This window comes from Streptomyces sp. WM6386, assembly GCF_000972385.1.
Lineage (GTDB): Bacteria > Actinomycetota > Actinomycetes > Streptomycetales > Streptomycetaceae > Streptomyces.
Window position 1 is genome coordinate 70,363 of sequence record NZ_JXTE01000015.1, and the last position, 21,111, is coordinate 91,473.

Here is a 21,111-nt window from a genome sequence, read left to right on the forward strand (position 1 = left end):
CGGCGATCATCCCCGGGATACTGGGCGCCCATGGATGAGGTCACAGTCGTCGTCGCCCATTCCGAGCGTGCGACCCTGCGCGTCGGCGATGTGTTTTTGAAGGTGGACGCCGATCAGGCGCGCGTCGACGTCGAGGTCGAGGCGATGGCCCTCGCGCCGGTCCCGACCCCGCAGATCCTGTGGCGCAAGCCGCCCGTGCTCGCCATCGCCGCACTCCCAGGCACGACGCTCGGACGCCTCGGCGTGCCGTCGACCGGCCCGCCGACGGCATGGGCCGCGGCGGGCGCCGCCATCCGCAAGCTGCACGACGCACCGCTGCCGCCCCGGCCCGGCCGGGCCGGCCGGAGCATCATCGCGCTGGCGGCGGAACTCGACGACGAGTGCGAGCGGCTCGTGACGAACGGCGTCCTGCCCGCGGACCTGGTCACCCGCAACCGCCAGGTCGCCGAGGCCGCGCTCCGGCCGTGGACTGCGGCGTTCACACACGGCGACCTGCAGATCGCCCACGTCTTCGTCGACGGCAACCAGGTCACCGGCATCATCGACTGGTCCGAGGCGGGCCAAGGTGATGCCCTGTACGACCTCGCCACCTTCACACTCGGACACGAAGAGCACCTCGACGACGTCATCGCCGGCTACGGCACCGACATCGACCTCGACCTCGACGTGATCCACGCATGGTGGTCATTGCGCAGCCTGCTGGCGGTTCGCTGGCTGATCGAGCACGGCTTCGACCCGTTCGCACCAGGTTGCGAGGTCGACGTGCTGAGATCCCGCATGTGACGAACGCGTGGTGGATGTCCTCGCGAATCTCCCAGCGGATACGCAGGCGGACAAACCAGTACAGCAGCGCGACCGCTCCTCCCACGACCCAGCACTACACCCCCAGGCCAGAACCGTGCCCGGTGCCACGCCGGCCGAAGTACGGGGTGACCTGGAACCGGCGGACCTCGTCCCGGTAGACCTCGCGGTCACACCCGCGGTCGGCATACAGGTACCTGGGGCGCTCCAGTAGCCGGCCGCGCCTGCCGCGGACCGGCGGGACAGCCTGGATCAGCGGGATCAGTCGGGTGACGTCGTTGAACCGCCCCGCCCACGCCGGACGCCCAGCCACTTCCGCGCCCTCTGCACCGCCCCCAACTGGCCCCGGCAAGATCGCCACCAGAGTCACGGCGTTGCACTCGGCGGGAGACCACCATGTCAGCCGCGGGCTTCTTCCAGCAGGCCTGCCGCATGTGCGGTGCGCTGGTACAACACGTAGCGCCCTGGTGTAGGTGAAGACCTGGGTTTCGAGGTCGTTCTGCGCTGCGGCCTCGATCTGCGCGATCTGCTCGTCGAGCAGATCACGACGCTGCGCGTCCGTCCCCGGCTGAGGGGTGAGCAGGTCAGGTGTGTAGGTGTTGCCGTTCAGCGGCAACAGGTCTGCGAGCAGAGCAACGTCCGGATGGGCAAGTGACGCGCGGGCGAGTGGTCCGGGATCTCCGAACACCGGGTGCCGTCCCGACGCGGCAGTGAGCTTCAACCACGCCATGGACTCCGACGCAGGGGAAGGGGCCAACCGCGTCCTGGCCATCGTGTCGGCGTCTACACGCAGAGTGAGCACCGCCCCGACGGTAGCAGTCGTCGCAATGGATTTGAACGGACTCGAATGCTTTCCGGCGCGAGGTCCACGCGTGGTTGAGTCGTGGTGCCGAACAACGGCAGCAACGTTCACTGCCCGATCTGAGGCGGTCGCCTCCGCACGACGTGAGGTTGTGCACCCGTTACCCGAAGAACCTGGGAGTGCTTGTCATGGTGAGATTGAAGGACACCTCGAAGGTGAAGAGCCGCACGAGGACGGTCGGCGCCGCCGGCATGCGAGTTACGCGAACAGGCGCAGGTTCGGTAGTCGCCCTCACCGCCGTTCTCGGACTGAGTCTGGCAACCGCCGGCCCCGCCGCAGCTACGGATGCCGGCACCTGGCGTGCTTACGGCAACACGAATCCGATCACCTCCAGCTCCGCCACGTGGCATTGTGCCGCCAGCAAGACGGTCGCCACCTCTGTGCTCGCGCAGGTCTGTGCGATCAGGTCGTCAGGCGGGGGCAGCGTGCAGGCGGCAGTGATCGTGCGCAACAACCGATCCAGCCTCTACAGTGCGACGGCGAACATGGATCTGTATACCGCCGCCCCTGCCACTTACCTGGGAGATTGGGCGTGCGCGTCATCAGGGGTAGGGGCCAACTCGTGGTCAGTATGCTTCGGGAAAACCCTCAGCAAGCCCAGCTCGGTGAAGGTGAACTCGGCAGGGCTCCTCAACAATGTTGAACTCGGCCAGTCACCGAACGTCTGAACCGAAGCCCACCGGGTGACGTGAATCCTGCGCGTCGCGGCTCGGTCACCCGCTCCTGAACCTCACGGCGCACGGGAATGAGGTCAGCGGCGATCCGGGCCGCGATGTCCGCCGGGTCTTGGCTCATCGCGACTCGGACGCTGTCGCACTCATCCCAGCGGAACGAGTAGTCAATGGCGGAGAACCGGCCTCGGATGTACAGGTGTGTCAATCCTCAGCCGTGCCAGTGCAGCCAGAACGGCTGCGACGCGATCCCTGCCACCTACGGCTCGGCGTCCAGAAGGATCAACCAGTTCCGCTCCTCAGGAGGCGCACGGTGAGCTGGACACCGGCTCCAGGCCGTCCGCGGCCTTCCTGGACACCTCCGGCATGGTGGCCCCGACAGCGGCGTACACCGCCGCCGAGGCCCATGTGCCCTTGGCCGCCCAGCAGTTCGCAGCCCTGGCCGAACACACCGACCGCAGTCCGCCGTGTCCGCGGCTGCGGGCGGGGAGCTGTGTCGCCGGCGCTGTGCGTGCTGTACGCGGGCCTGGCGGGCCCCGCGCTAGAAGGTCAGGTTCCAGGCGTCGATCTTGCCTGTGTCGGAGGCGGCGTTGTCGTTGACGCGCAGCTTCCAGGTACCGTTCGCGACCTTGGAGGAGGCGTTCACGGTGTAGGTCTGCGCGACGTTGTCGGCGCTGCCGCCGGTGTGGTTGTGCAGCGTGTAGAAGGTGCCGTCAGGCGCCACCAGGTCGACCTTCAGGTCACCGATGTAGGTGTGCTTGATGTCCACACCCACCTTGAGGGTGGCCGGGGCGTTGCCGGTCACACCGGTGACGGCGATCGGACTCTCCACGGTCGCGTTGTCGTTGATGGCGAAGTCCGCGAGGTTCTCGAAGTACGTGCCGGGCGGCGGGGTGGTCCCGACGGCCTTGAGTGCGTCGACCTGTCCCTCGCCGAAGAACGAGTTGTTGGCCGTCGTGCCCGTGCAGCGGCTGTCCGAGGGGCAGGCGATGTCGTTGGCCTGGGCGGCCAGCTTGGCGCGGAGCTGCGCCGGGGTGATGCCCGGGTTGGCGCTGACGATGAGCGCCGCCACGCCGACCACGTGCGGGGTGGCCATCGAGGTGCCGCTCTTGCTGCCGTAGCCGCCGCCGGGGACGGTGGAGTACACGTTGCTGCCCGGCGCCGCGACGTCGATGACGCCCTGCCCGTAGTTGGAGAACGAGGCCTTGGTGACGCCCGTGCCGTTGGCCGCGACCGTGACCACGCCCGGCAGTTCGGTCGGGATGTCGAGGCAGGCGTTGGTGATGGTGCGGGTGACCGGCGTCGAGTCGTTCGGGCTCGCGGAGTCGGTCGTCTTGTGGGCGAGGTCGTAGTTCTCGTTGCCCGCGGCGGCGACCTGGAGGGAGCCCTTGCCCTCGGCGTACTCCTGGGCGCGCTTGACGCCCTCGATGATGGCGGCCTGGTCGATGTTGTCCGGGCAGTTGAACTGCCACGGGTCCGTGTAGTAGCTGTTGTTGGTGACCTTGAAGCCGTGGTCACCCGCCCAGACGAAGCCGCAGATGGTGTTCTCGGCGAAGAAGAAGGCGTTGCCCGGCTCGGCGACCCGGACCGCCGCGATCTTCACCCCGGGGGCCACGCCGACGACGCCCTTGCCGTTCTTGGCCGCGGCGATGGTGCCCGCTACGTGGGTGCCGTGCGTGTCGACGTCCCGCCAGGCGCCGGCACGTGTGTCGGGCTTGCCGTAGGCGCAGGAGACCGAGTCGGCGGCGTTGAAGTTGGGCGCCAGGTCCTGGTGCTGGTCGTCCACACCGGTGTCCAGGATACCGACCGTGACGGAGGCGGAGCCCGGGTTCACGGCCCAGGCCTGGTCGGCCTTGATCTGGCTCATGTCGGCCCGGACCGGTTCGCCGGCCGGGGTCGAGGCCTGGGCCGGATTGGCCGGGAGTGCTGGGGTGTAGGCGTCGGCCGGGACGTCCGAGGTACGCGTGGCGCCGACCTGCTGCACGCCCGCGACGCCGCGCATGGTGGCGGCGAATCCGCTGGACGCAGAGTGGGCGACGATCACGCCGATGGCGTCGAAGTTCGAGAAAACGGTGCCGCCGTTGGCCTCGATCGCAGAGCGGACCGCCGAACTGTCACCGGGGGCGGTGATCACAAGGTAGGCACGCGTGCCGGCCACCCAGGCCGCACTCTGGGAAGCCGCCAGGGCGGCCGGAGCGTGGGCCTTGGCGGCCGGCGCGGTGGAGGGGACGACCGGGAGCGTGCCCGCGAGGGCGCCCGGGGCGCCGAACGCGAGGGCGGCGCCGAGCGTGGCCGCCAGCACCAGCGTACGTCTGGATCGGCTGGATATGAGGGGTATCAATGCGTCCTCCGGAGACGGCCCGGCGTGCTGAGGGCACCGGCTGGGCCGTACGAAACGAGTGGTGGGTGCAAGATGTCAGGTGCATGCTCCTGTACGGAAGTACCTTTCCGTGCAGGGACGTTATAGAGGCATGGCTGAAAAGAGACGTACTCCGGGCATGGAGAGGTCGGGATCCACCGGGAGCTCGGCGACGTCGACCGGGCCCTGGCGTACGCCGCCGGCCTGGCGCCGGCCGTGCTGCCCGCACCAGAGCGCCGGACCCGCGCGGCGCGGCGACCTACACCGCCCACGCCCTGGTGGCCGTCGTCTACGTACTGCCCTTTCGCGCCTGTCGAAGCGCCGAGCAAACGGCCAGCGTTCCCGAATCCGGGGCACGGCGTTTCCGGGGCGATCTCGCCGTATGCCTGAGCTGCTGAAACGGACTTTCGTGCAAGCCGCCCCGCGGGATGACAGTGAGGTCTTTCAGCGTTACCGCTCCAGGGCGTGAACCGCCACGGCGACTGACGTCATCCAATTGGGGCTGCACCGGGCTCTGCGGAAGATCCGCCAGGATTTCAGGCGCGCGATACCCCCCTCGACCGGGGCCCGCGCGCTCGACAGCGCCCGGTTGGAGGTCTGCTCGGTGAGCGACAGCTCGCCTCCCGCAGACCGTCCGGCAGGCGTGGTGACCCATGCGCCGGCACCGATGCAGACGCGGCCGGCCAGGATCCCTTGGCGCTCGCAGATCCTGATGATCCGGCGGGTACGGGCCGCGGTCAGGTCGTGGCGGCGCCCCGGTAGGGCGGGGGAGAGCCAGCCAGAAGATCGATGACCGCGGTGGTGTAGGCGTGCGCGGTGCCGACCGGGATGCCGAACCCAGTGGCGATCTGCGCGAGGGGCTCGTGCTTGCGCAGGTACACCCAGAGCGACCAGGGCACGCTGGTGTGGCGGGACTTTGCAGCGGCGATCACCCCGCGGAGTGACGATGAGCAGCGTGACCCAATCGACCAGGGCGTTGGGCAGGTCGAGTGCGGCAGGATGAGAGACCAACAAGACTCCTGTGCCGATGGGTTGAGACGCCGAACGCCTCCCTCAACGGCACGGGAGCCTTGTACGTGGCGGCCACGGTTCCGGTCACCCCATCCCTACGTTGTCGTTGTTCTGCGGGACGCGGTGAGCCCTTCGTATGGTTCACCCACCCAGGGGCGCCGGGTGTGGTTGAAAAGGCTCCGCCGCTCGTGGCTTTCACTGATCGACGGAGTCCTGGCAAAGCGGCCCGGATAGAGGCGGTGCACGCAGACGGAGGCGGTACACCACGCCACCACTGCGATGACGCCATTTTGCCGGGCGGTGTCAGTGGGTGGTGAGCATGCCCTCGCGGAGTTGGGCCAGGGTGCGTGACAGCAGCCGGGATACATGCATCTGGGAGACCCCGAGACGCTCGCCGATCTGCGCCTGGCTCGCTTCCTCGACGAACCTCCAGTGCAGGATCTTGCGCGACCGCTCGTCGAGACAGGCGATCATCGGAGCGAGTGCGTGAAAGTCCTCCACCAGTTCCAGCGCGCCGTCCTCGTCGCCGATGAAGTCGGCCAGGGCCGCCTCGCCATCCTCACTGTTGTTGATGGCCGCGTCCAGGGAGGAGGAGCGGTAACCGTTGGAGGCCAGCCGCGCCTCGATGACCTCCTTCTCCTCCAGGTTCATCAGCTGAGCCAGCTCCGCTACGGTCGGCGTACGGCCCAGCCGGCTGCTCAGCTCCTCGGTGGCACGCGCCAGCTGGACGCGGGCCTCCTGCAGACGGCGGGGAACGTGCACAGCCCACGTGGTGTCACGGAAGAACCGCTTGATCTCTCCCACGATGTAGGGGATCGAGAAGGAGGTGAACTCCACCTCACGGGAGAGCTCGAACCGGTCGATGGCCTTGATCAGACCGATCACACCGACCTGGACGATGTCCTCCATCTCCTCCGCGTCTCGGCTGCGGAACCGGGAGGCTGCGTAGCGGACCAGGGAGATGTTCATCTCGATCAACGTGTTGCGCGTGTACTGGTGCTCCGGCGTGCCCTCATCCAGAACAGCGAGCCGCCGGAAGAACACGCGGGTCAGCTCACGCGCGTCCTTGGGTGCGACCTTCGACGGGTCGGCCACCTCCGGCAGTGCACCGCGGTGCGCATCCATCGTCGCTGCCGTACCCGTGATCATGTGTCCCTCCCCTGCCGGCCCTGCCGGCTCAGGCCAGTTCAGCTCACTGCTGGCCCGTCTACCCCCTTGCCCGGCGGCCACGCCCACGGCTTCCGCACCCGCGCCGCATCTCGCCTCGACACCGCGCCAGAACACCGCTCGTCCATGGTCAGGTCGTCCTGCTGAATCGCCCAGGACGGGGTAACAGGATTCCGGAAAGGTTTTCCCGCAGGATTGCCCAGCAAGGTTCTCCAACAAGAAGGCGATGCCTGATCCCATGGCGCAGACTCAAGACGTCGTTGAACTCATTCTCCAGGACCACCGGAAAATGGAGGATCTCTTTCGTCAGATGCGCAGTGTCGAAGCCGACCGGGCCGCCGCTCTCCGGGAATTCTCCGATCTGCTGATCGCGCACGCGCTGGCGGAAGAGGCCAAGGTCTATCCCGCCCTCAGGCGCTACAAGAAAATCGACGACGAAGAGGTGGAACACGGCGAGGAGGAGCACGAGGAGGGCAACAAGGCACTCCTGGAACTCCTGGAGGTCGACGAGGTCGGCTCCGGGGAGTGGGACGAGAAGCTGGAAGATCTCGTGCAGGCCGTCACTCACCACGCCGACGAGGAGGAGCGCACCATTCTCAACGGGGCGCGCGAGAACGTGGCCATGGACCGCCGGGAGGAGCTGGGCGAGGCGTTCGCGGAAGAGCGCGCGCGTCAGCTGAAGGCAGGCTGCGGTGACGTCGACAATGTGCGACGCGTCGTCACCTCCTAACGGTGCCCCCGTTGCCGAACCCTCACCTCTCGCGAGAGTGGCTCCCGGGAAGCCGGTAGCTGTACACCGTCCCTTCGGACGGATGCTCTTCCGGGACGTGCCTGTGGGCCCCCTGTGTATCCGGGGGCCCACAGGCACGTCGCCGCTTAACGGATTACCAGCGATACCAGCGTCCCTTGCGGCCGCCTGTATCCGCGGAGCGCATGACGAAGCCGAGCAGCCAGACGACCAATACGACAACGGCGATCCATCACAGTGCCTTCAACGCGAAACCCGCACCGAAGAGGATCAGAGCCAGCAGAAGCACGAGAAGCAGGGGAACCATAGTTATCAACCCCCGTCGCTCCTCATGCCCCGCGAATGGGGGAACCCGCGGTCGATGTGCATGGTTTCTCCACTACGTATCCGGGAATTCGAGTTGGCGTCCGCCGACCAGCGGGGCGACAGGCCCTCCGACGCCAAATGGCGCCAGTCGGGCGAGGCGGGGCTCCATCGGGGTCTGGAGCTGCTGTGGGGTTGGTTCAAGTGGCGCACTGAAGTTCTTGCATCGAATAGGTGACCTCGCCGATGGCACCGCCATGGACCTGCTGCTGCTCCTCAATGTGGGCGGTGCCAAGCACACCACCGCCAGCATGGTCGGCAGGCTGACGGGAGCGGGCCTGGTCATCGACGACGTCAGCCCGGTCAACCCCTACCTGCACGCGTTCGACTGCACCGTCCCCGGGTGATCGGTCCCCCGGGGAAGAATTCTCGAGACCACGGAACCGCTGGTGCGCGCACGGGTCGTCATCCCCCTACATGTTGATCATGTGACCGGCGAGGCCATGGACGGCTTCCTTGACCGCCTCGCCCAGGGTGGGGTGGGCGTGGACGTTGCGGGCGACCTCGTGCACCGTGAGGTCCCACTGCTGGGCCAGGGTCAGCTCGGGCAGAAGTTCGGTGACGTCGGGGCCGATGAGGTGGCCGCCGAGGAGCTCACCGTACTTGGCGTCGCTGATCAGCTTCACGAAGCCGGTCGCATCGCCCAGGCCGTGGGCCTTGGCGTTCGCGGTGAACGGGAACTTGGCCACCTGGACATCGAAGCCCTGCTCCCTGGCCTGCGCCTCGGTGTAGCCGAAGCTGGCGATCTGGGGCTGGCAGAAGGTGGACCGCGGGATCATCACGTAGTCCAACTCCATCGTCTCCGCGCCCGCGAGCGTCTCCGCGGCGATCACGCCCATGGCCTCGGCGGCGTGCGCCAGCATCAGCTTCGCGGTGACGTCACCGATGGCGTAGATGTGGGGGACGGAGGTGCGGCAGCGGCCGTCGACGTCGATCGCGCCACGCTCGGTGACCCGTACGCCGGTGTTCTCCAGACCGTAGCCGGTCACGTTCGGTGCGAAACCGATCGCCTGCAGGACCTTGTCGGCCTCCAGGACCTGCTGGGCGCCGTCCTTGCCGGTGACCGTGACACGGACCTGCGCGCCCGACTCGTCGATCGACTCGACGCGGGTCGAGGTAAGAACGTCGATGCCCAGCTTCCGGTACTGCTTGGCCAGTTCGGCGGACACCTCGGCGTCCTCCAGCGGGGCGATCCGGTCCAGGAACTCGACGATCGTGACCTTTACGCCGTAGTTGTGCAGGATGTAGGCGAACTCGATACCGATCGCGCCGGCGCCCGCGATGACGATCGACTGCGGCAGATCCTCGGCGAGGATCTGCTCCTCGAACGTCACCACACGCGACGTGCGACGCGTGCCGGGGAGCAGCTTGGGCGTCGCTCCGGCGGCGATGATGCACTGGTCGAAACCGATGGTGCGGGTGTTGCCGTCGTAGTCCACGACCTGGAGCGTGTGGGGGTCGCGAAATGTGCCGCGCCCACTGATCTCCGTGATCTTGTTCTTCTTCATCAGGTAGTGGACGCCCTTGACGCGGCCGTCCGCGACCTTGCGGCTGCGGCGGAACGCCTCGCCGTAGTCGAAGGAGATCTCGCCGTCGACCTTGATGCCGAAGGTCTTCGCCTCGCGGGTGAAGACGTGCGCGAGTTCGGCATTGCGCAACAGGGCCTTGGTGGGGATGCAGCCCACGTTGAGACAGACGCCGCCCCAGTACTTCTCCTCGACGACCGCGACGCGCTTGCCCAGTTGGGCGGCCCGGATCGCGGCAACGTATCCGCCGGGTCCCGCGCCGAGTACGACGACGTCGAAGTGCTCACCCTGCTCGTCCATGGACGGCTCCTTATCCACTGGGGCGGCCGACTTCCCGCAAGGCGTCGGCTCGCCCTCCGATCGAACAACCTGCTTCACCAACTCAACAGCGATGGCTTCCGCCACCGCCCACCGCAGGGGTCCGCTGGAGGACAGGGACGCGCCTGCACGTGCATCACCTCGGCGGAAGTCACCCGAGCGTCCACTTCAGCGCCCTGGCTCCGTGATCTATGCCCGCTCGGCAATCATCGGCTGCGGGCGGGGGTTTCGTCGGCTTCGTGTACTCCGGCCGCGGCGGCGGCGAGCCTGACGGTGTCGAGTCCGAAGGCCGCGACCGGGCCGTGAACGCCGAGCTTGAGGACCGCATCCGGCGCCGCCGCGTGGACGGCAGCCCACGCCAGAAGCGATCCCGTCATCTCGTACGGATCCGGGCCGGTGAGAGCCGTTCTGGCGAGTGGTCGACCGTGGCGGTTGTAGGTCCAGCGCTCGAAGAAGTACTCGAGATATCCACGGATGTCGCGCCCCACGAGGCGCTCGGGCAGATCAGGCTGCATCTGGAACAGCCAATGCCAATACCCGGAGGCGAGCGAGGCGTCCAGCCGACGGAACATCTCCCGCGTAGGCACGATGTCGAGCACGGCCAGTCGTTCCACCTGCTCCGGACGGTCCAGCGCCCGCCGGTGCCCCACACGAGCGCCGCGGTCGTGACCGACTACCGCGGCACGCTCGAAGCCAAGCGCCTCGACGAGGCCGGCCATGTCGGCGGCCATCCGCCGCTTGGCGTACCCGGTCGTGGGCTTGTCGCTCAGACCGTACCCGCGCAGGTCGGGAGCCACGACGGTGAAGCCGGCGGAGAGCTCGCCCAGTACCGGCCGCCAGCAGTCGGAGGTCTGCGGCCAGCCGTGCAGGAGGACCAGCAGGAGTCCGGATCCCGCTCGGAGGTAGTGCAGGCGGACTCCGTCGACCTGTGTGACTCCCGTGGTCACTGCCGGCTGGCTAATGGGCCGTCTCCCCTACTGGTAGCCAACCCTCTTGAAGGGCTGATCCACACACTCCGCCTACTCGACGGGGATCGCGAAGTACCCAGCCAGGACGTGCTCGACATGCGGCGGCTCGTCGGCTGCGCAGTCGCCGCTCCGGCAGCCGAACCCGCCGGAGATCTGCGGCCGGCCGACCTCAGTTGCCGTCGGACACCATCGACACCACGACCTTGCCGGCCTTGGTGCGCCCCTGCTCGACGTGCGTCATCGCCTCCAGCGTCTGGTCGAACGGGAAGACCTGGTCGATGACCGGACGGAGCTGTCCGCTGTCGTACAGGGCGCCGAGTTCGCGCAACTGGGAACCACTGGCCTGCATGAAGAAGAACTGATAGCGCACGCCCAGCGCCTTGGCCTGCTTGCGGACCTTGCGGCTGAGCAGGTTCATGGCTGCACCCATGAACGACGGGGCACCGAGCTGCTTCGCGAATCCGGCGTCCGGCGGGCCGACGACACTGATGGCCAGGCCGCCGGGCTTCAGCACGGTCAGCGACTTCTCGAGGTTCGCTCCGCCCAGGGAGTCCAGCACCAGGTCATAGTCGGACAGCACCTTGGAGAAGTCTTCCTTGGTGTAGTCGACGACGACGTCGGCACCGAGGCTCCTGACCAACTCCTCGGACCTGGTGTTCGCGGTCGTCGCCACCGTGGCGCCGAGGTGCTTGGCGAGCTGGATGACCGTCGACCCGAGGCCGCCGGCACCGGCGTGGATGAGCACCTTCTGCCCCGGCTTCACGTGCGCGCGCTCGACGAGGATCTGCCACGCGGCCAGGGCCACCAGCGGCACCGCGGCTGCCTCTTGGAGGGTAAGTGAGGCGGGTTTGGGCGCGACATCGTCCGCGTCGATCGCGATGTACTCCGCGAAGCCTCCGATCCGCAGGTCGCGCGGACGGGCGTAGACCTCGTCGCCGACTTCGAGACCGTGTACGGCGGAGCCGACCCGCGTCACGACGCCGGCCACGTCGTGGCCGAGCACGAACGGGAGCTTGTACTTCAGGAGCTGCTTGAACTCTCCGTTGCGGACCATCTTGTCCAGCGGGTTGATGCCGGCGACGCTCACTCTGACCAGGACGTCGCGGTCTCCAACGGTGGGCTCGGGTACGTTTGCGGCACGGGCGCCGTCCTTGCCGTACTTCTCGACTACGAACGCCTTCATGCCGGCCGCCTTTCTGCATGGGGTCTCGCTGGTCGCCGTAATTCTTGGGGCGGGTCCCCGCGCGCCCGTTTCTCGCGCGGGGGCCGGGTTGACGTGCCAGCCACGACACTACCCTCTGGGTATAGAAAAGTAAACTCAGGAGAGTTACAATCACCCCATGGACGCAATGACCGAAGCTCTGCAGGACGCCGGCGCGGCCCCCCGCCTCGACCGGGACACGTCGAACTGCTCGATCGCCCGGACCCTTGAAGTCGTGGGCGAGAAGTGGACGATCCTTATCCTGCGCGAGGTCTGGTACGGATCATCCCGTTTCAACGAGTTCGAACGCGTCCTCAGCTGTCCTCGCAACCTCCTCGCGACGCGACTTCGGATGCTCGTGGAGGAAGGGATCCTGGCCACCGAGACCTACAAGGAGCCGGGCTCGCGAAGCCGGCCGAAGTACGTGATCACCCCCAAGGGTATGGATCTGGTCCCGGCCGTGATGGGGCTCCTGCAATGGGGCGACCGCTACCGCGCCGACCCGGAGGGCCCGGCCATGCTGTCCCGGCACCGTGGATGCGGCGCGCACGTCGACGCCCAGATCCGCTGCGAACAGGGCCACGCCGTACAGCCGGAAGACATCGAGAGCATCCCCGGCCCCGCATTTCGCATGAGGCCCGCCGAGTGAACTGAGCGCGATGGTGTCAGGAGCTCGCGATGGGCTCAGCCTGCCGGCGTGCGCTCGCTCCGTCCGGCCAGGGCTCGACTGGTGGAGGCGGGCCCTGTGCAGCCGCCGCAGCGGGACGTCGAGCACCAGCGGCGGTTGCGTGCGGGAGAGCGGTCCACCAGCGCAGGGCCCAGCGGTCCGCGCTGCACGACGCGTACCCGCTGCATCTCAACAAACGAGAGCAGCTCGACGGCATCCTGAGCGATCGGCGCCGGTGCGGCTGCGGCGTCGGCAGCGACGCCAGCAGTGTCGGCGGACTTGGGTAGGTGTAGACGGGTCGTTACACCGTCACGATGTCGCCCAGGTCCGTGAGGGAACCGATGACTTCGAACATGCCAGGCATGTCAGTTACCTCTCGGGGATGCCTCAGCGTCGGTGACGTCGGGTGATTGCCACCTCTCTCACGGTCGGTCGACGGCGGGCAGGAGGTCTGGCAGGACGTCCACTCGACCGTGCTGCTGCCCATGCCAGTTCGGCCGGCGCCGGAGACCCGGCCGGCTTTCGGGGCCGGGTACGGGGGCACTGGCTCGATGCCGCAGCTCCCGTCGGGTGCCGTACAAACCCGTTCGCAAGCCGCCGCGTATGCGCCGGTGCGCACATGTAGTAGCCCCGTCGCAGGCGGCGGCTGTAGCGCTTGGGGCGGTGCAGATGGCCGGTGCGGCGTCCGGAGTCTCGCGGGAGGAACAACCGGCCCGCCCGCGGCATGAAGCAGAACGCGGCCAGTGACCGCACCTCGATGCGCATCGACTCAACTGTGCAGGGATGCCGCAGGTCGCACGACGTACTGGCGCAGATACAGGTCGCGGTAGGTGACGGGGCCGCGGGGGCCTGGGACCCGGTCGATGTTGATGCCGGTTTCCGGCAGGCGCAGGAGCTTGAAGCCGTCGAGGAGGCGGGTGGTGGAGTTCCAGAAGACGCCTGAGCCGGCGTAGGCGTCCATGAACTGTGCTGCGGTGTCCGGGTCGTGTGTGGCGATGGCGGCGGCCAGTCCGGAGGTCTCCTCATTCGCGATCCGTGCGGCTTGGACCGGGCCGTCCGCCTCGTCGATCGTCACCGTTGCAGAATGCTCGGAGTCCAGGGACCACTCGTAACCGCGCGCGTGGGTGTGCGGCGGCAGCGATGCCGCAATGCCCAGGCTTTCGAGGGTCTTCAGAATGCCCGGCAGCAGCTCGTCGTGGACAGCCCGGTCGATAAGGAGCAGATTGAGCCGGTTGCAGACGCCCAGCCGGTCCAGGCTGCTGGTGACCAACTCGTGCACCAGCTTCTCGTCGGCGTCCCGGGCCACATAGAGCACTCCGCCGCCGTCCGCGTGGGCCAGCGTGCGCACACCGTGCCGTGCGGCCTCGCGGCCGAGTTCCCGGGTGCTCTCGCCGCTGCCGCGCAGGATGACCAGAGGGACGGTCTCCGGCAGCGACACCAGCGCGTACGCCGCCGCTCGGTCCTCGCTCGGCACCAGCTGGATGGCGTCCGGGTTCAGTCCCGCGTCGGTGAGAGCGGGCGTGATCACGTGAGTGATCAAGGCCTGGGAGGAGCGCAGGGCCGCCGAACCGGTGCGCAGCACGCCGCCGTTGCGGGACTTGAGGAACTGGGAGGCGACGTCGAGTGTCACGTTCGGGCGCGCCTCGAAGTTCGCGCCGATGACCCCCACCGGGCGGCGGCGCTCCAGCAGGACCAGGCCGTCGGGACGCTCCTCCAGGACGCTGTCCCGCGGCTCGTGCGGCACGTCCGCCAGCGTACGCAACGCCGCGGCCATGTCCTCCAGCCGTGGGCCGGTCAGCCGCAGGCGATCCTGCAGTGCCGCCGACATCCCGCTTGCGACGGCCGATCGCAGGTCTTCCTGGTTCGCCGCTGTCAGCAGGTCGCGTGCCGTGTGCAGCCGCTCCGCCATGGCCCGCAGCGCGGTGTCGATCTCCACGTCCGACGCCCGTGCCAAGGCCGCCGAGCCCTGCGTCGCCCGGACTGCGCAGGCGTGGACCGCCTCCTGGACGGAGGGCGGCACGCTCATCTCGTTCCTGCTCACATCGGTCCCTTCACGGTCCAAGCGTAATTCGTGACAAATGGGCGACAGGAGGATTGTTCAACAATCTCTGCGCGCGGCCACTGTAAACCGCTCGGTTTCCTCATGGCAAGGGCGGAAGCGGCGTGGTGCGCGGCAAAGGCTGACCACCGGCTTGAGCGTGACCCCGTTCTCGCTGTCCGCGAAGGCCTGGTTGATGTCCTCGAACGCGCAGTGCTTGATGAGCTTTGTCGAACGGGAACCTGCCGGCCTCGTAGAGGGCGATCAGTTTGCGGAATCAGCACCCGAGACACGGCGTCCCCCTCGAGGACGAAGGTCACACTGGCGCCGGTGCATCGAGCTGCCGATGTCGACGGGCGACTCGGTGCCCGGTTTCGCCAACCCCACGATGGCGGCGTGGCCGAGCAGGCCCATCGAGTCGATCATCTGGCGGAAGACGACCCTGTGGCAGCCTTCACCTTCATGGTGGTTCCTTGCTGTGCATGATGATGGCCCAGGTGGAGTCGGCCCGTTGCCAGTCGGCCGGCGGCGACACCGTGCGGTGCGTCTACACGGCCGCGGTGACCGACGCCGACGCCGCGTCGTCTCCGCGCGGCAACTGGCATGTCGCCGTCCTGGCCACCGCCGAGGACGACACCACCACCCTGGACACCAAAGCTGTGGACTTCACCGTCGGCTGATCCGCCTCCGCAAGCGGCGGACGCTGCACAACGACGGTACCCGGTACGACCGTTGGTCCCCTGTACAGCGGCCGCCCGGACGCTGCGGCCAACATGTCCCGCGGGCTGGTGGACCGCCATGCGGCAGGCCCCCCTCACACCCCCTTGAGCAGAGGCGGCGGACGCTGCACAACCGTGCAGGCTCGGCGTCAGTAACCAGACCGGCGCCCGTGCGGTGCGGCGGAGCCGCTCAGTCCGCGACCTTGCTGCGGTTCTGGTAGGCGAGGTCGTGGTACTCCGGGTGTCGCGCGAGGTAGGCCGCGATGAAGGGGCAGGTCGCCAGCACCGCCAACTCCCGCTCGCGAGCGTCCTCCAGGACAGCACGCGCCAGGGCCGAGCCGAGGCCCCTGCCGTTGTAGGCGGGGTCCACCTCCGTGTGCGGGTAGACGACCAGCTCGCCCGTACGCAGGTATTCCGCGAGACCCACCCGCTGCCCGCCGATCCGCACCTCGAAGCGAGACGCCTCGGGAACGTCGACGACCTCCACCGTGCTGTTGTCCTGGTCGGTGTGCGGGGGCATGAGCAACTCCTGTGATCGCGCCGGGGAACACACCCGAGCGTAGTCGACCATCCGTCGGAGCCGGCCGGCGGACGTCTGCCGCGGCCGATGGCGGGCAGACGCCGACCAGGACCGCAGGGAGGACGAAGTGAACGAGTTCCAGAGCGACCAGGTACCGACAGCCGGACACACCCCGGACGACGCTCTCACCGGATACCACGTGCGCGCGGTGGACGGAGAGGCCGGCAAGATCGGAGCGCATTCCGCGGACCTCGGTCCACACCATGCGGTGGTGCACACCGGTCTCCCGCTGCTGGGCAAGGACGTAGTGATCCCGTCCGAGGCCGTCTCGGGCATCGACCACACGGCCCGGACCGTGCGCCTGAGCTGGACCAAGGGCCAGGTCAAGGCGGCGCCGGTCTTCGACGAGGAGCAGTACCTCGGCGACCCCCGCTACCGCGACCAACTCGGCGGCACCCAGGGCTCGGGCCACTGACCCCGGGTTGAACAGCGGCCCCCTCGGCGAGCGGGCGGGGGCCCGTCGGACTCACCGAGGGCGGCTGCGGAATCGTGCCCGGCGGGCCGTGCCGCGCCGACCGCGGCGACTCGCTCGGCCAACTTCCAGCCGCGGGTGCGCCGGAACGTACCTCCACGACCGGAAGAGCTACTTCCGCAAGACGTTCGTCGAACAGGTACCGGGCCTGGCCGAGCGGCACCGCCTCCCCAGCACGGCACTGACCGGCCGACTGCGGTAGATCGGCTGCCACTGGCCGCTGGATCTCTGGGTTCGGCCACTGTGTGCTGCGTGCCCCGGCTGCGGTGGCCTGTCCTTGCCGCACGGTACGGTCGCCCATGATCGACAAGGGGAGAGCACATGACGATCCAGAGGCCAGGACTGCCGCAAGACCTTCCGGACCCCGAAGTACTGTGGGCGCGATGGGCGCTCGTGGCCGTCGTGGAGGCGACCACCGAGGCGGAGGAAGGTGCGGGTTACCGGACCGGTACCTGGATCGACGACGAGGGGCTGCACCTCGACGACTGCGGCTGCACCTGGTGGACGTTCTCCCGCCTCGGCGAGGGCCGGTACGTGCTGTACGGCGAGGACGAGTCGAGCGGCTGCAAGTGGCACGAGCCGCCGGTCGACATGCTGGCGGGCGGCCCTGCCTGGCTTCCCTACGAGGTGCTGCGCAATCGCCTCGCGGGGAACGAGCTGGGCTGCGTCTACTGGTACGACAACGGTGCCTGGGCCCGCGCCCCGTACCCCGAGGACCTGCAAGACGACGGCCTGGACTGCGGGATGAGCCGGTTCGTGGAGCGCGATGAGGCCCACCGGCTGCTCGACGAGTACGTCGGGTACGGCACGCCCGGCCGTGAGCTCCTCATGGAGCACGCCGAGAGCCTCCGGCTGACACCGGAACTGCTCGAGGAGCACGTCTCCTCGCTGGAGGGGGGCGCGCCGGACCTTCCGGCGATGACCAGAGCGCTCCGGCGTGCGGGGCTGGACGCTCAGCTCTCGTAGGGGGCTTGGTCAGGTTCGTATGGGTGCGGGCATGTTGCGGTGGCGGGTGGGACAGGCACTGGTCCAGAGGCGGCACCGATGATCCCGCCAATGGCCACAACGCCCATTGCTCACCGGCAGGAACGGCCGCAGCCGTTCCCGCTCCGCATCCGCCGGATCGGCTCGCCCGTGCCCGCGACAACGACTCAGGCACGGAGCGGTCGCATGATCGCCCGGACAGCTCCTACGAGGGTGCTTGCCGCCGTCGGCCCGTCGAGCACGACTGCGAACAGCCCGGCACCGCGGTTGCGATGCCGGGCCGGATCGATGGTGCGGCTCAGGCCGTCAGCCCTGGCGGGCCTTGAAGCGCGGGTCCTTCTTGTTGAGCACGAAGGTGACACCCCGCCGACGTACCACCTGGGCGCCGGGCTTGGCCTTCAACGAGCGCAGGGACTTTCGCACCTTCATAGCCGTCTCCTTCCGGGGGATCGAACGGGGTCCACTGTCACGGGCGGACGGGAGCGGTGGCGCCGTAGCGCCTTTGGAAGCGCTCCACGCGGCCCGCGGTGTCCACGACGCGTGAAGTGCCGGTGTAGAACGGGTGGCTCGCCGACGAGATCTCGACGTCGACGACCGGGTACGTGCTGCCGTCCTCCCACTCGACCGTGCGCTCCGCGTCGAGGGTGGAGTGGGTGAGCAGCTGGAAGCCTGATGTGCGGTCGCGGAAGACGACCGGGCGGGAGAGGGGGTGGATGCCGTGCCTCATGGGGTGGCCTTTCTGGTACTGGCGACGGGGAGCCGTGGAGAAGGGTGTCAGCGCTCTTCTCGGAACGGGACGTGCGCGCCGACCTGCGGGTCGTACTTGCGCAGGACCATTCGGTCGGGATCGTTCAGTCGGTTCTTGCGGGTCACGTAGGTGACTCCGGTACCGGCCGTCGACTTCAGCTTGATGACAGCGCGTGTGGTGCTGCGTGCCATGAGGTGCTCCTTCCGCCACCGCCCGAGCAAATTGACTCGGACATGTCATACGGCTTCTACAACCACGTCGGTCGGCGTCTCATTCCCGACGGTCACCGCTCTCGGTACGGGCCGGAGCGGTACGGACGTGGTCCGGGCGGGCGTTCGTATCCGTCCGGACCATGGGGTGAAGGGGCCGTCGCCTACGCGGCGGAAGGCGCTACGGGGCTTCAGCCGAACGATCGTCCCCGCAGGCAATAGGTGAAGCCCGGGGACACTGCCCCCTTCACTCCCACGCCGCGCTCAACACGCCCGTCCCCGTCGGCATTCCCGACACCCGGGCAAGACGGCGTTCACGCACACGACCAGGGGGCCGAACTCCGGGGCCACACCGGCGTGGGTCACCTGCCGCGCACCTGTGAGACGGCTGCGCCTGCCAGCTCAGCGTGCGTTGCCTTGACCCGATGGACCCTGGTGCATCCACGCGATGACGTCGAACACGCGCAGGATGCCGATGTCCTCACCGACACGGGCCTGGTCGCGGAGGCGGGCCAACTGATGGTGGAAGGCACCGTCGTCCGCCCGTAGGGCCGCGGCCAGTGCAGCCCAGAAGGAGTGGTCCGTCTTGGGTCGACCGAACAGTTGCTTGATGCGGATGTCGTAGATGGGGATGAGGTGAGGGCGCTTACGGGCCAGCAGTTTGCCTGCGATCACCGGGCCGCTGCCGTCAGGCTTGCCGACATACTCCTTGGTGGCCAAGCGCTCCCACAACTCCCAGGCAGCGCCGCCCTCTTTCATGAGCGCGTCGCTTTCAGGACTCTCCAGTCGCGCGTCACGAGGAATGAGCGACAGCAGGCGTGTCCAATGCCCATGAGGGTCGGTCAACAAGCTGATCGCCCCGTGCGCCTCGACGGACACGCTGAGCATGGTGATGGCCACCAGGTCGTTGCTGTCGAAGCGGTCTGCGACGTGCTCGGTGTCGCCGCCGCCCCCAAGTCGCTCGAAGTGCGCGCCGGAGTAGTACAGATCACCGCTCGGGCGTCGTCGCCGGGTGAAGTATTCGACCAGCAGGCGGACGGCCTTCTCGTCGTCCCAGTAGATCTCCGGGATCTTCAGTTCCATCACCGGGACGTCCCTCATACACCTTCGCGACCGATGACACGTCGGTGGACGCTACAGCACCTGGTGCCCGCAACGGGGAGCACTTCCTGCAACAAGCAGCTCGCGCAGCTGTCGTCTCAGCGGAGCCGTGGGGACGCCCTGCCTCTGGAGGTCGCCACTGCCGGCCAACGGTGCCGCAGCAGCTCCCCAGGGAATGAACGCCGACCTTGATTGTTGAAATCGGTATGAAAAAGATCGGGTTCCTGTCCTTCGGACACTGGACGCCGTCGCCGCACTCGCAGACGCGCTCCGCGGCGGATTCCCTCCTCCAGGCGATCGACCTCGCGGTCGCAGCGGAGGAGCTGGGTGCCGACGGCGCGTACTTCCGGGTCCATCACTTCGCGCGGCAGCACGCCTCGCCGTTCCCGCTGCTCGCGGCCATCGGCGCGCGCACCAGCCGGATCGAGATCGGCACCGGCGTGATCGACATGCGCTACGAGAACCCGCTGTACATGGCCGAGGACGCGGGCGCCGCCGACCTGATCTCCGGTGGCCGGCTCCAGCTCGGCCTCAGCCGGGGATCCCCGGAACAGGTCATCGACGGCTGGCGGCACTTCGGGCATCTGCCGCCTGAGGGGATGACCGACGGCGACATGGCACGCGCCCACACCGAGCGCCTCCTCGACGTGCTCAAGGGCGAGGGGTTCGCGCAGCCCAACCCCCATCCGATGTTCTCCAACCCGCCGGGGCTGCTGCGCATCGAGCCACACTCCGAGGGCCTCAGCGACCGTATCTGGTGGGGATCGGGCTCGAATGCCACCGCGGCGTGGGCTGCCACGCTCGGAATGAACCTGCAGAGCTCGACCCTCAAGGACGACGAGAGCGGCGAACCGCTGCACGTCCAGCAGCGCAAGCAGATCGAGTCCTACCGCGAGGCCTGGCACACGAAGGGCCACACCCGCCGGCCGCGGGTCTCGGTCAGCCGCAGCATCTTCGCCCTGGTCGACGACCGCGACCGCGCCTACTTCGGCCGTGAGAGCAACTCGAAGGACCAGATCGGCTACATCGACGCCAACACCCGCGCCATCTTCGGCCGCTCCTACGCCGCCGAGCCCGACGTGCTGGTCAAACAGCTCGCCGAGGACGAAGCGATCGCCGCCGCCGACACACTGCTCCTCACCGTGCCCAACCAACTCGGAGTCGCCTACAACACCCACGTGATCGAGAGCATCCTCACCCATGTCGCTCCGGCACTGGGCTGGCGCTGAGCACAGCGGTAGGGCGTGCCACGGAACGATGCGACCGGCCGGTGTCACCGTACGTGCTCATGCAGTACACGTCCGTACGGCTCGTCCACCGGCCTGGCCGCCTGACCTCCCTGAGGGCCTACATGGCGGCCGCCTCAGCAACCAAGCGCCTGGCTCTGACGAAACTGCTGGCCACGTGACTGTGGGCTTGTCCGCTCGCTCGTCTGGTTGTGGGGAAACGTGAGTCGCGGCCGTGGATCGCGTCGCATGAACTGTGGTCGCTGATCGAGCCGTTGCCGCCCGGAACGGGTCCGGGAGCCTGGAACGAGGCCGGCGCCTGGGAGCAACTCCATGTGGTGCTGCTGGGGAAACTGCGCTCGAAGGACAAGC

Annotated in this window: 21 protein-coding genes and 3 pseudogenes; 9 read left to right on the top strand and 15 right to left on the bottom strand. The window is 68.1% G+C overall.

The features are described 5' to 3' along the window. Positions 1 to 30: 30 nt before the first annotated feature. On the top strand, positions 31 to 783 hold the full coding sequence (locus tag TN53_RS12155) for a phosphotransferase family protein (protein WP_046258520.1): 753 nt from the start codon (positions 31 to 33) through the stop codon (positions 781 to 783). A gap of 94 nt (positions 784 to 877) precedes the next feature. Here TN53_RS12155 and TN53_RS44410 read toward each other — a convergent pair whose 3' ends face one another. After that, positions 878 to 1,531, bottom strand: coding sequence for a hypothetical protein (locus TN53_RS44410; RefSeq protein ID WP_063776244.1), 654 nt, complete (start codon positions 1,529 to 1,531; stop codon positions 878 to 880). Positions 1,532 to 1,791: 260 nt separating this feature from the next. On the opposite strand from TN53_RS44410, the gene TN53_RS44920 reads away from it, so the two are divergent. Continuing rightward, on the top strand, positions 1,792 to 2,331 hold the full coding sequence (locus TN53_RS44920; protein ID WP_199924561.1) for a hypothetical protein: 540 nt from the start codon (positions 1,792 to 1,794) through the stop codon (positions 2,329 to 2,331). 544 nt (positions 2,332 to 2,875) lie between these two features. Here TN53_RS44920 and TN53_RS12170 read toward each other — a convergent pair. The 3 genes and pseudogenes from TN53_RS12170 to TN53_RS12180 form a co-directional block, all read right to left on the bottom strand. Beyond that, positions 2,876 to 4,636, bottom strand: coding sequence for a S8 family peptidase (locus tag TN53_RS12170; RefSeq protein ID WP_046258521.1), 1,761 nt, complete (start codon positions 4,634 to 4,636; stop codon positions 2,876 to 2,878). Positions 4,637 to 5,143: 507 nt separating this feature from the next. Then, positions 5,144 to 5,704 (bottom strand): annotated as a pseudogene (locus TN53_RS12175) (transposase family protein). 303 nt (positions 5,705 to 6,007) lie between these two features. After that, positions 6,008 to 6,853 carry an RNA polymerase sigma factor SigF gene (locus TN53_RS12180; protein WP_046258522.1) on the bottom strand — a complete coding sequence of 282 codons (846 nt, stop codon included), beginning with the start codon at positions 6,851 to 6,853 and terminating at the stop codon, positions 6,008 to 6,010. 256 nt (positions 6,854 to 7,109) lie between these two features. Here TN53_RS12180 and TN53_RS12185 point away from each other — a divergent pair, with 256 nt between their 5' ends. Then, the gene (locus TN53_RS12185; protein WP_046258523.1) at positions 7,110 to 7,601 is read left to right on the top strand and encodes a hemerythrin domain-containing protein; all 492 of its coding nucleotides are present in this window, start codon (positions 7,110 to 7,112) and stop codon (positions 7,599 to 7,601) included. Between the two features lie 154 nt (positions 7,602 to 7,755). Here the strand turns inward: TN53_RS12185 and TN53_RS12190 are convergent. Then, a pseudogene (locus TN53_RS12190) lies at positions 7,756 to 7,926 on the bottom strand (hydrophobic protein). Positions 7,927 to 8,173: 247 nt separating this feature from the next. Between TN53_RS12190 and TN53_RS44935 the strand changes: the two are divergent. Next, positions 8,174 to 8,329: pseudogene (locus tag TN53_RS44935) on the top strand (methyltransferase); the annotation flags it as partial. 66 nt (positions 8,330 to 8,395) lie between these two features. Here the strand turns inward: TN53_RS44935 and lpdA are convergent. The 3 genes from lpdA to TN53_RS12205 form a co-directional block, all read right to left on the bottom strand. Then, positions 8,396 to 9,808 carry a dihydrolipoyl dehydrogenase gene (lpdA, locus tag TN53_RS12195; protein WP_046258524.1) on the bottom strand — a complete coding sequence of 471 codons (1,413 nt, stop codon included), beginning with the start codon at positions 9,806 to 9,808 and terminating at the stop codon, positions 8,396 to 8,398. A 224-nt stretch (positions 9,809 to 10,032) separates the two neighbouring features. After that, positions 10,033 to 10,773 carry an alpha/beta fold hydrolase gene (locus TN53_RS12200; RefSeq protein ID WP_234441576.1) on the bottom strand — a complete coding sequence of 247 codons (741 nt, stop codon included), beginning with the start codon at positions 10,771 to 10,773 and terminating at the stop codon, positions 10,033 to 10,035. A gap of 190 nt (positions 10,774 to 10,963) precedes the next feature. Next, positions 10,964 to 11,977 carry an NADP-dependent oxidoreductase gene (locus TN53_RS12205; RefSeq protein WP_046258525.1) on the bottom strand — a complete coding sequence of 338 codons (1,014 nt, stop codon included), beginning with the start codon at positions 11,975 to 11,977 and terminating at the stop codon, positions 10,964 to 10,966. 157 nt (positions 11,978 to 12,134) lie between these two features. On the opposite strand from TN53_RS12205, the gene TN53_RS12210 reads away from it, so the two are divergent. Then, positions 12,135 to 12,644 (top strand): winged helix-turn-helix transcriptional regulator, encoded by a 510-nt coding sequence (locus TN53_RS12210; RefSeq protein WP_199924562.1) that lies wholly within the window; start codon positions 12,135 to 12,137, stop codon positions 12,642 to 12,644. A gap of 35 nt (positions 12,645 to 12,679) precedes the next feature. Here TN53_RS12210 and TN53_RS49510 read toward each other — a convergent pair whose 3' ends face one another. Continuing rightward, positions 12,680 to 12,850 carry a CGNR zinc finger domain-containing protein gene (locus TN53_RS49510; protein ID WP_107080548.1) on the bottom strand — a complete coding sequence of 57 codons (171 nt, stop codon included), beginning with the start codon at positions 12,848 to 12,850 and terminating at the stop codon, positions 12,680 to 12,682. A gap of 581 nt (positions 12,851 to 13,431) precedes the next feature. Then, positions 13,432 to 14,703, bottom strand: coding sequence for an aldehyde dehydrogenase family protein (locus tag TN53_RS12215; RefSeq protein WP_234441577.1), 1,272 nt, complete (start codon positions 14,701 to 14,703; stop codon positions 13,432 to 13,434). A 479-nt stretch (positions 14,704 to 15,182) separates the two neighbouring features. On the opposite strand from TN53_RS12215, the gene TN53_RS12220 reads away from it, so the two are divergent. Beyond that, the gene (locus TN53_RS12220) at positions 15,183 to 15,380 is read left to right on the top strand and encodes a DUF5707 domain-containing protein (RefSeq protein WP_199924563.1); all 198 of its coding nucleotides are present in this window, start codon (positions 15,183 to 15,185) and stop codon (positions 15,378 to 15,380) included. A 229-nt stretch (positions 15,381 to 15,609) separates the two neighbouring features. Here the strand turns inward: TN53_RS12220 and TN53_RS12225 are convergent, their stop codons facing one another. After that, positions 15,610 to 15,939, bottom strand: a complete 330-nt coding sequence (locus TN53_RS12225; protein ID WP_046258528.1) for a GNAT family N-acetyltransferase — start codon at positions 15,937 to 15,939, stop codon at positions 15,610 to 15,612. Positions 15,940 to 16,066: 127 nt separating this feature from the next. On the opposite strand from TN53_RS12225, the gene TN53_RS12230 reads away from it, so the two are divergent. Both TN53_RS12230 and TN53_RS12235 read left to right on the top strand, forming a co-directional pair. Continuing rightward, the gene (locus tag TN53_RS12230) at positions 16,067 to 16,414 is read left to right on the top strand and encodes a hypothetical protein (protein WP_046258529.1); all 348 of its coding nucleotides are present in this window, start codon (positions 16,067 to 16,069) and stop codon (positions 16,412 to 16,414) included. Positions 16,415 to 16,792: 378 nt separating this feature from the next. Then, complete coding sequence (locus tag TN53_RS12235) at positions 16,793 to 17,437, top strand: hypothetical protein (RefSeq protein ID WP_046258530.1); 645 nt, start codon at positions 16,793 to 16,795, stop codon at positions 17,435 to 17,437. A 324-nt stretch (positions 17,438 to 17,761) separates the two neighbouring features. Here the strand turns inward: TN53_RS12235 and ykgO are convergent, their stop codons facing one another. The 4 genes from ykgO to TN53_RS12255 form a co-directional block, all read right to left on the bottom strand. Then, complete coding sequence (gene ykgO, locus TN53_RS12240; RefSeq protein ID WP_046258531.1) at positions 17,762 to 17,884, bottom strand: type B 50S ribosomal protein L36; 123 nt, start codon at positions 17,882 to 17,884, stop codon at positions 17,762 to 17,764. A 37-nt stretch (positions 17,885 to 17,921) separates the two neighbouring features. Next, positions 17,922 to 18,182, bottom strand: a complete 261-nt coding sequence (locus TN53_RS12245; RefSeq protein ID WP_046258532.1) for a type B 50S ribosomal protein L31 — start codon at positions 18,180 to 18,182, stop codon at positions 17,922 to 17,924. A gap of 47 nt (positions 18,183 to 18,229) precedes the next feature. Continuing rightward, positions 18,230 to 18,394, bottom strand: a complete 165-nt coding sequence (rpmG, locus tag TN53_RS12250; RefSeq protein WP_046258533.1) for a 50S ribosomal protein L33 — start codon at positions 18,392 to 18,394, stop codon at positions 18,230 to 18,232. A 420-nt stretch (positions 18,395 to 18,814) separates the two neighbouring features. Then, entirely contained in the window at positions 18,815 to 19,495 is a 681-nt protein-coding gene (locus TN53_RS12255; RefSeq protein ID WP_234441578.1) for a DUF6308 family protein, read from the bottom strand. Between the two features lie 224 nt (positions 19,496 to 19,719). Here TN53_RS12255 and TN53_RS12260 point away from each other — a divergent pair, with 224 nt between their 5' ends. Then, positions 19,720 to 20,742: an LLM class flavin-dependent oxidoreductase gene (locus TN53_RS12260; RefSeq protein WP_046258535.1), complete on the top strand. Its 1,023-nt coding sequence runs from the start codon at positions 19,720 to 19,722 to the stop codon at positions 20,740 to 20,742. Positions 20,743 to 21,111: the final 369 nt, after the last annotated feature.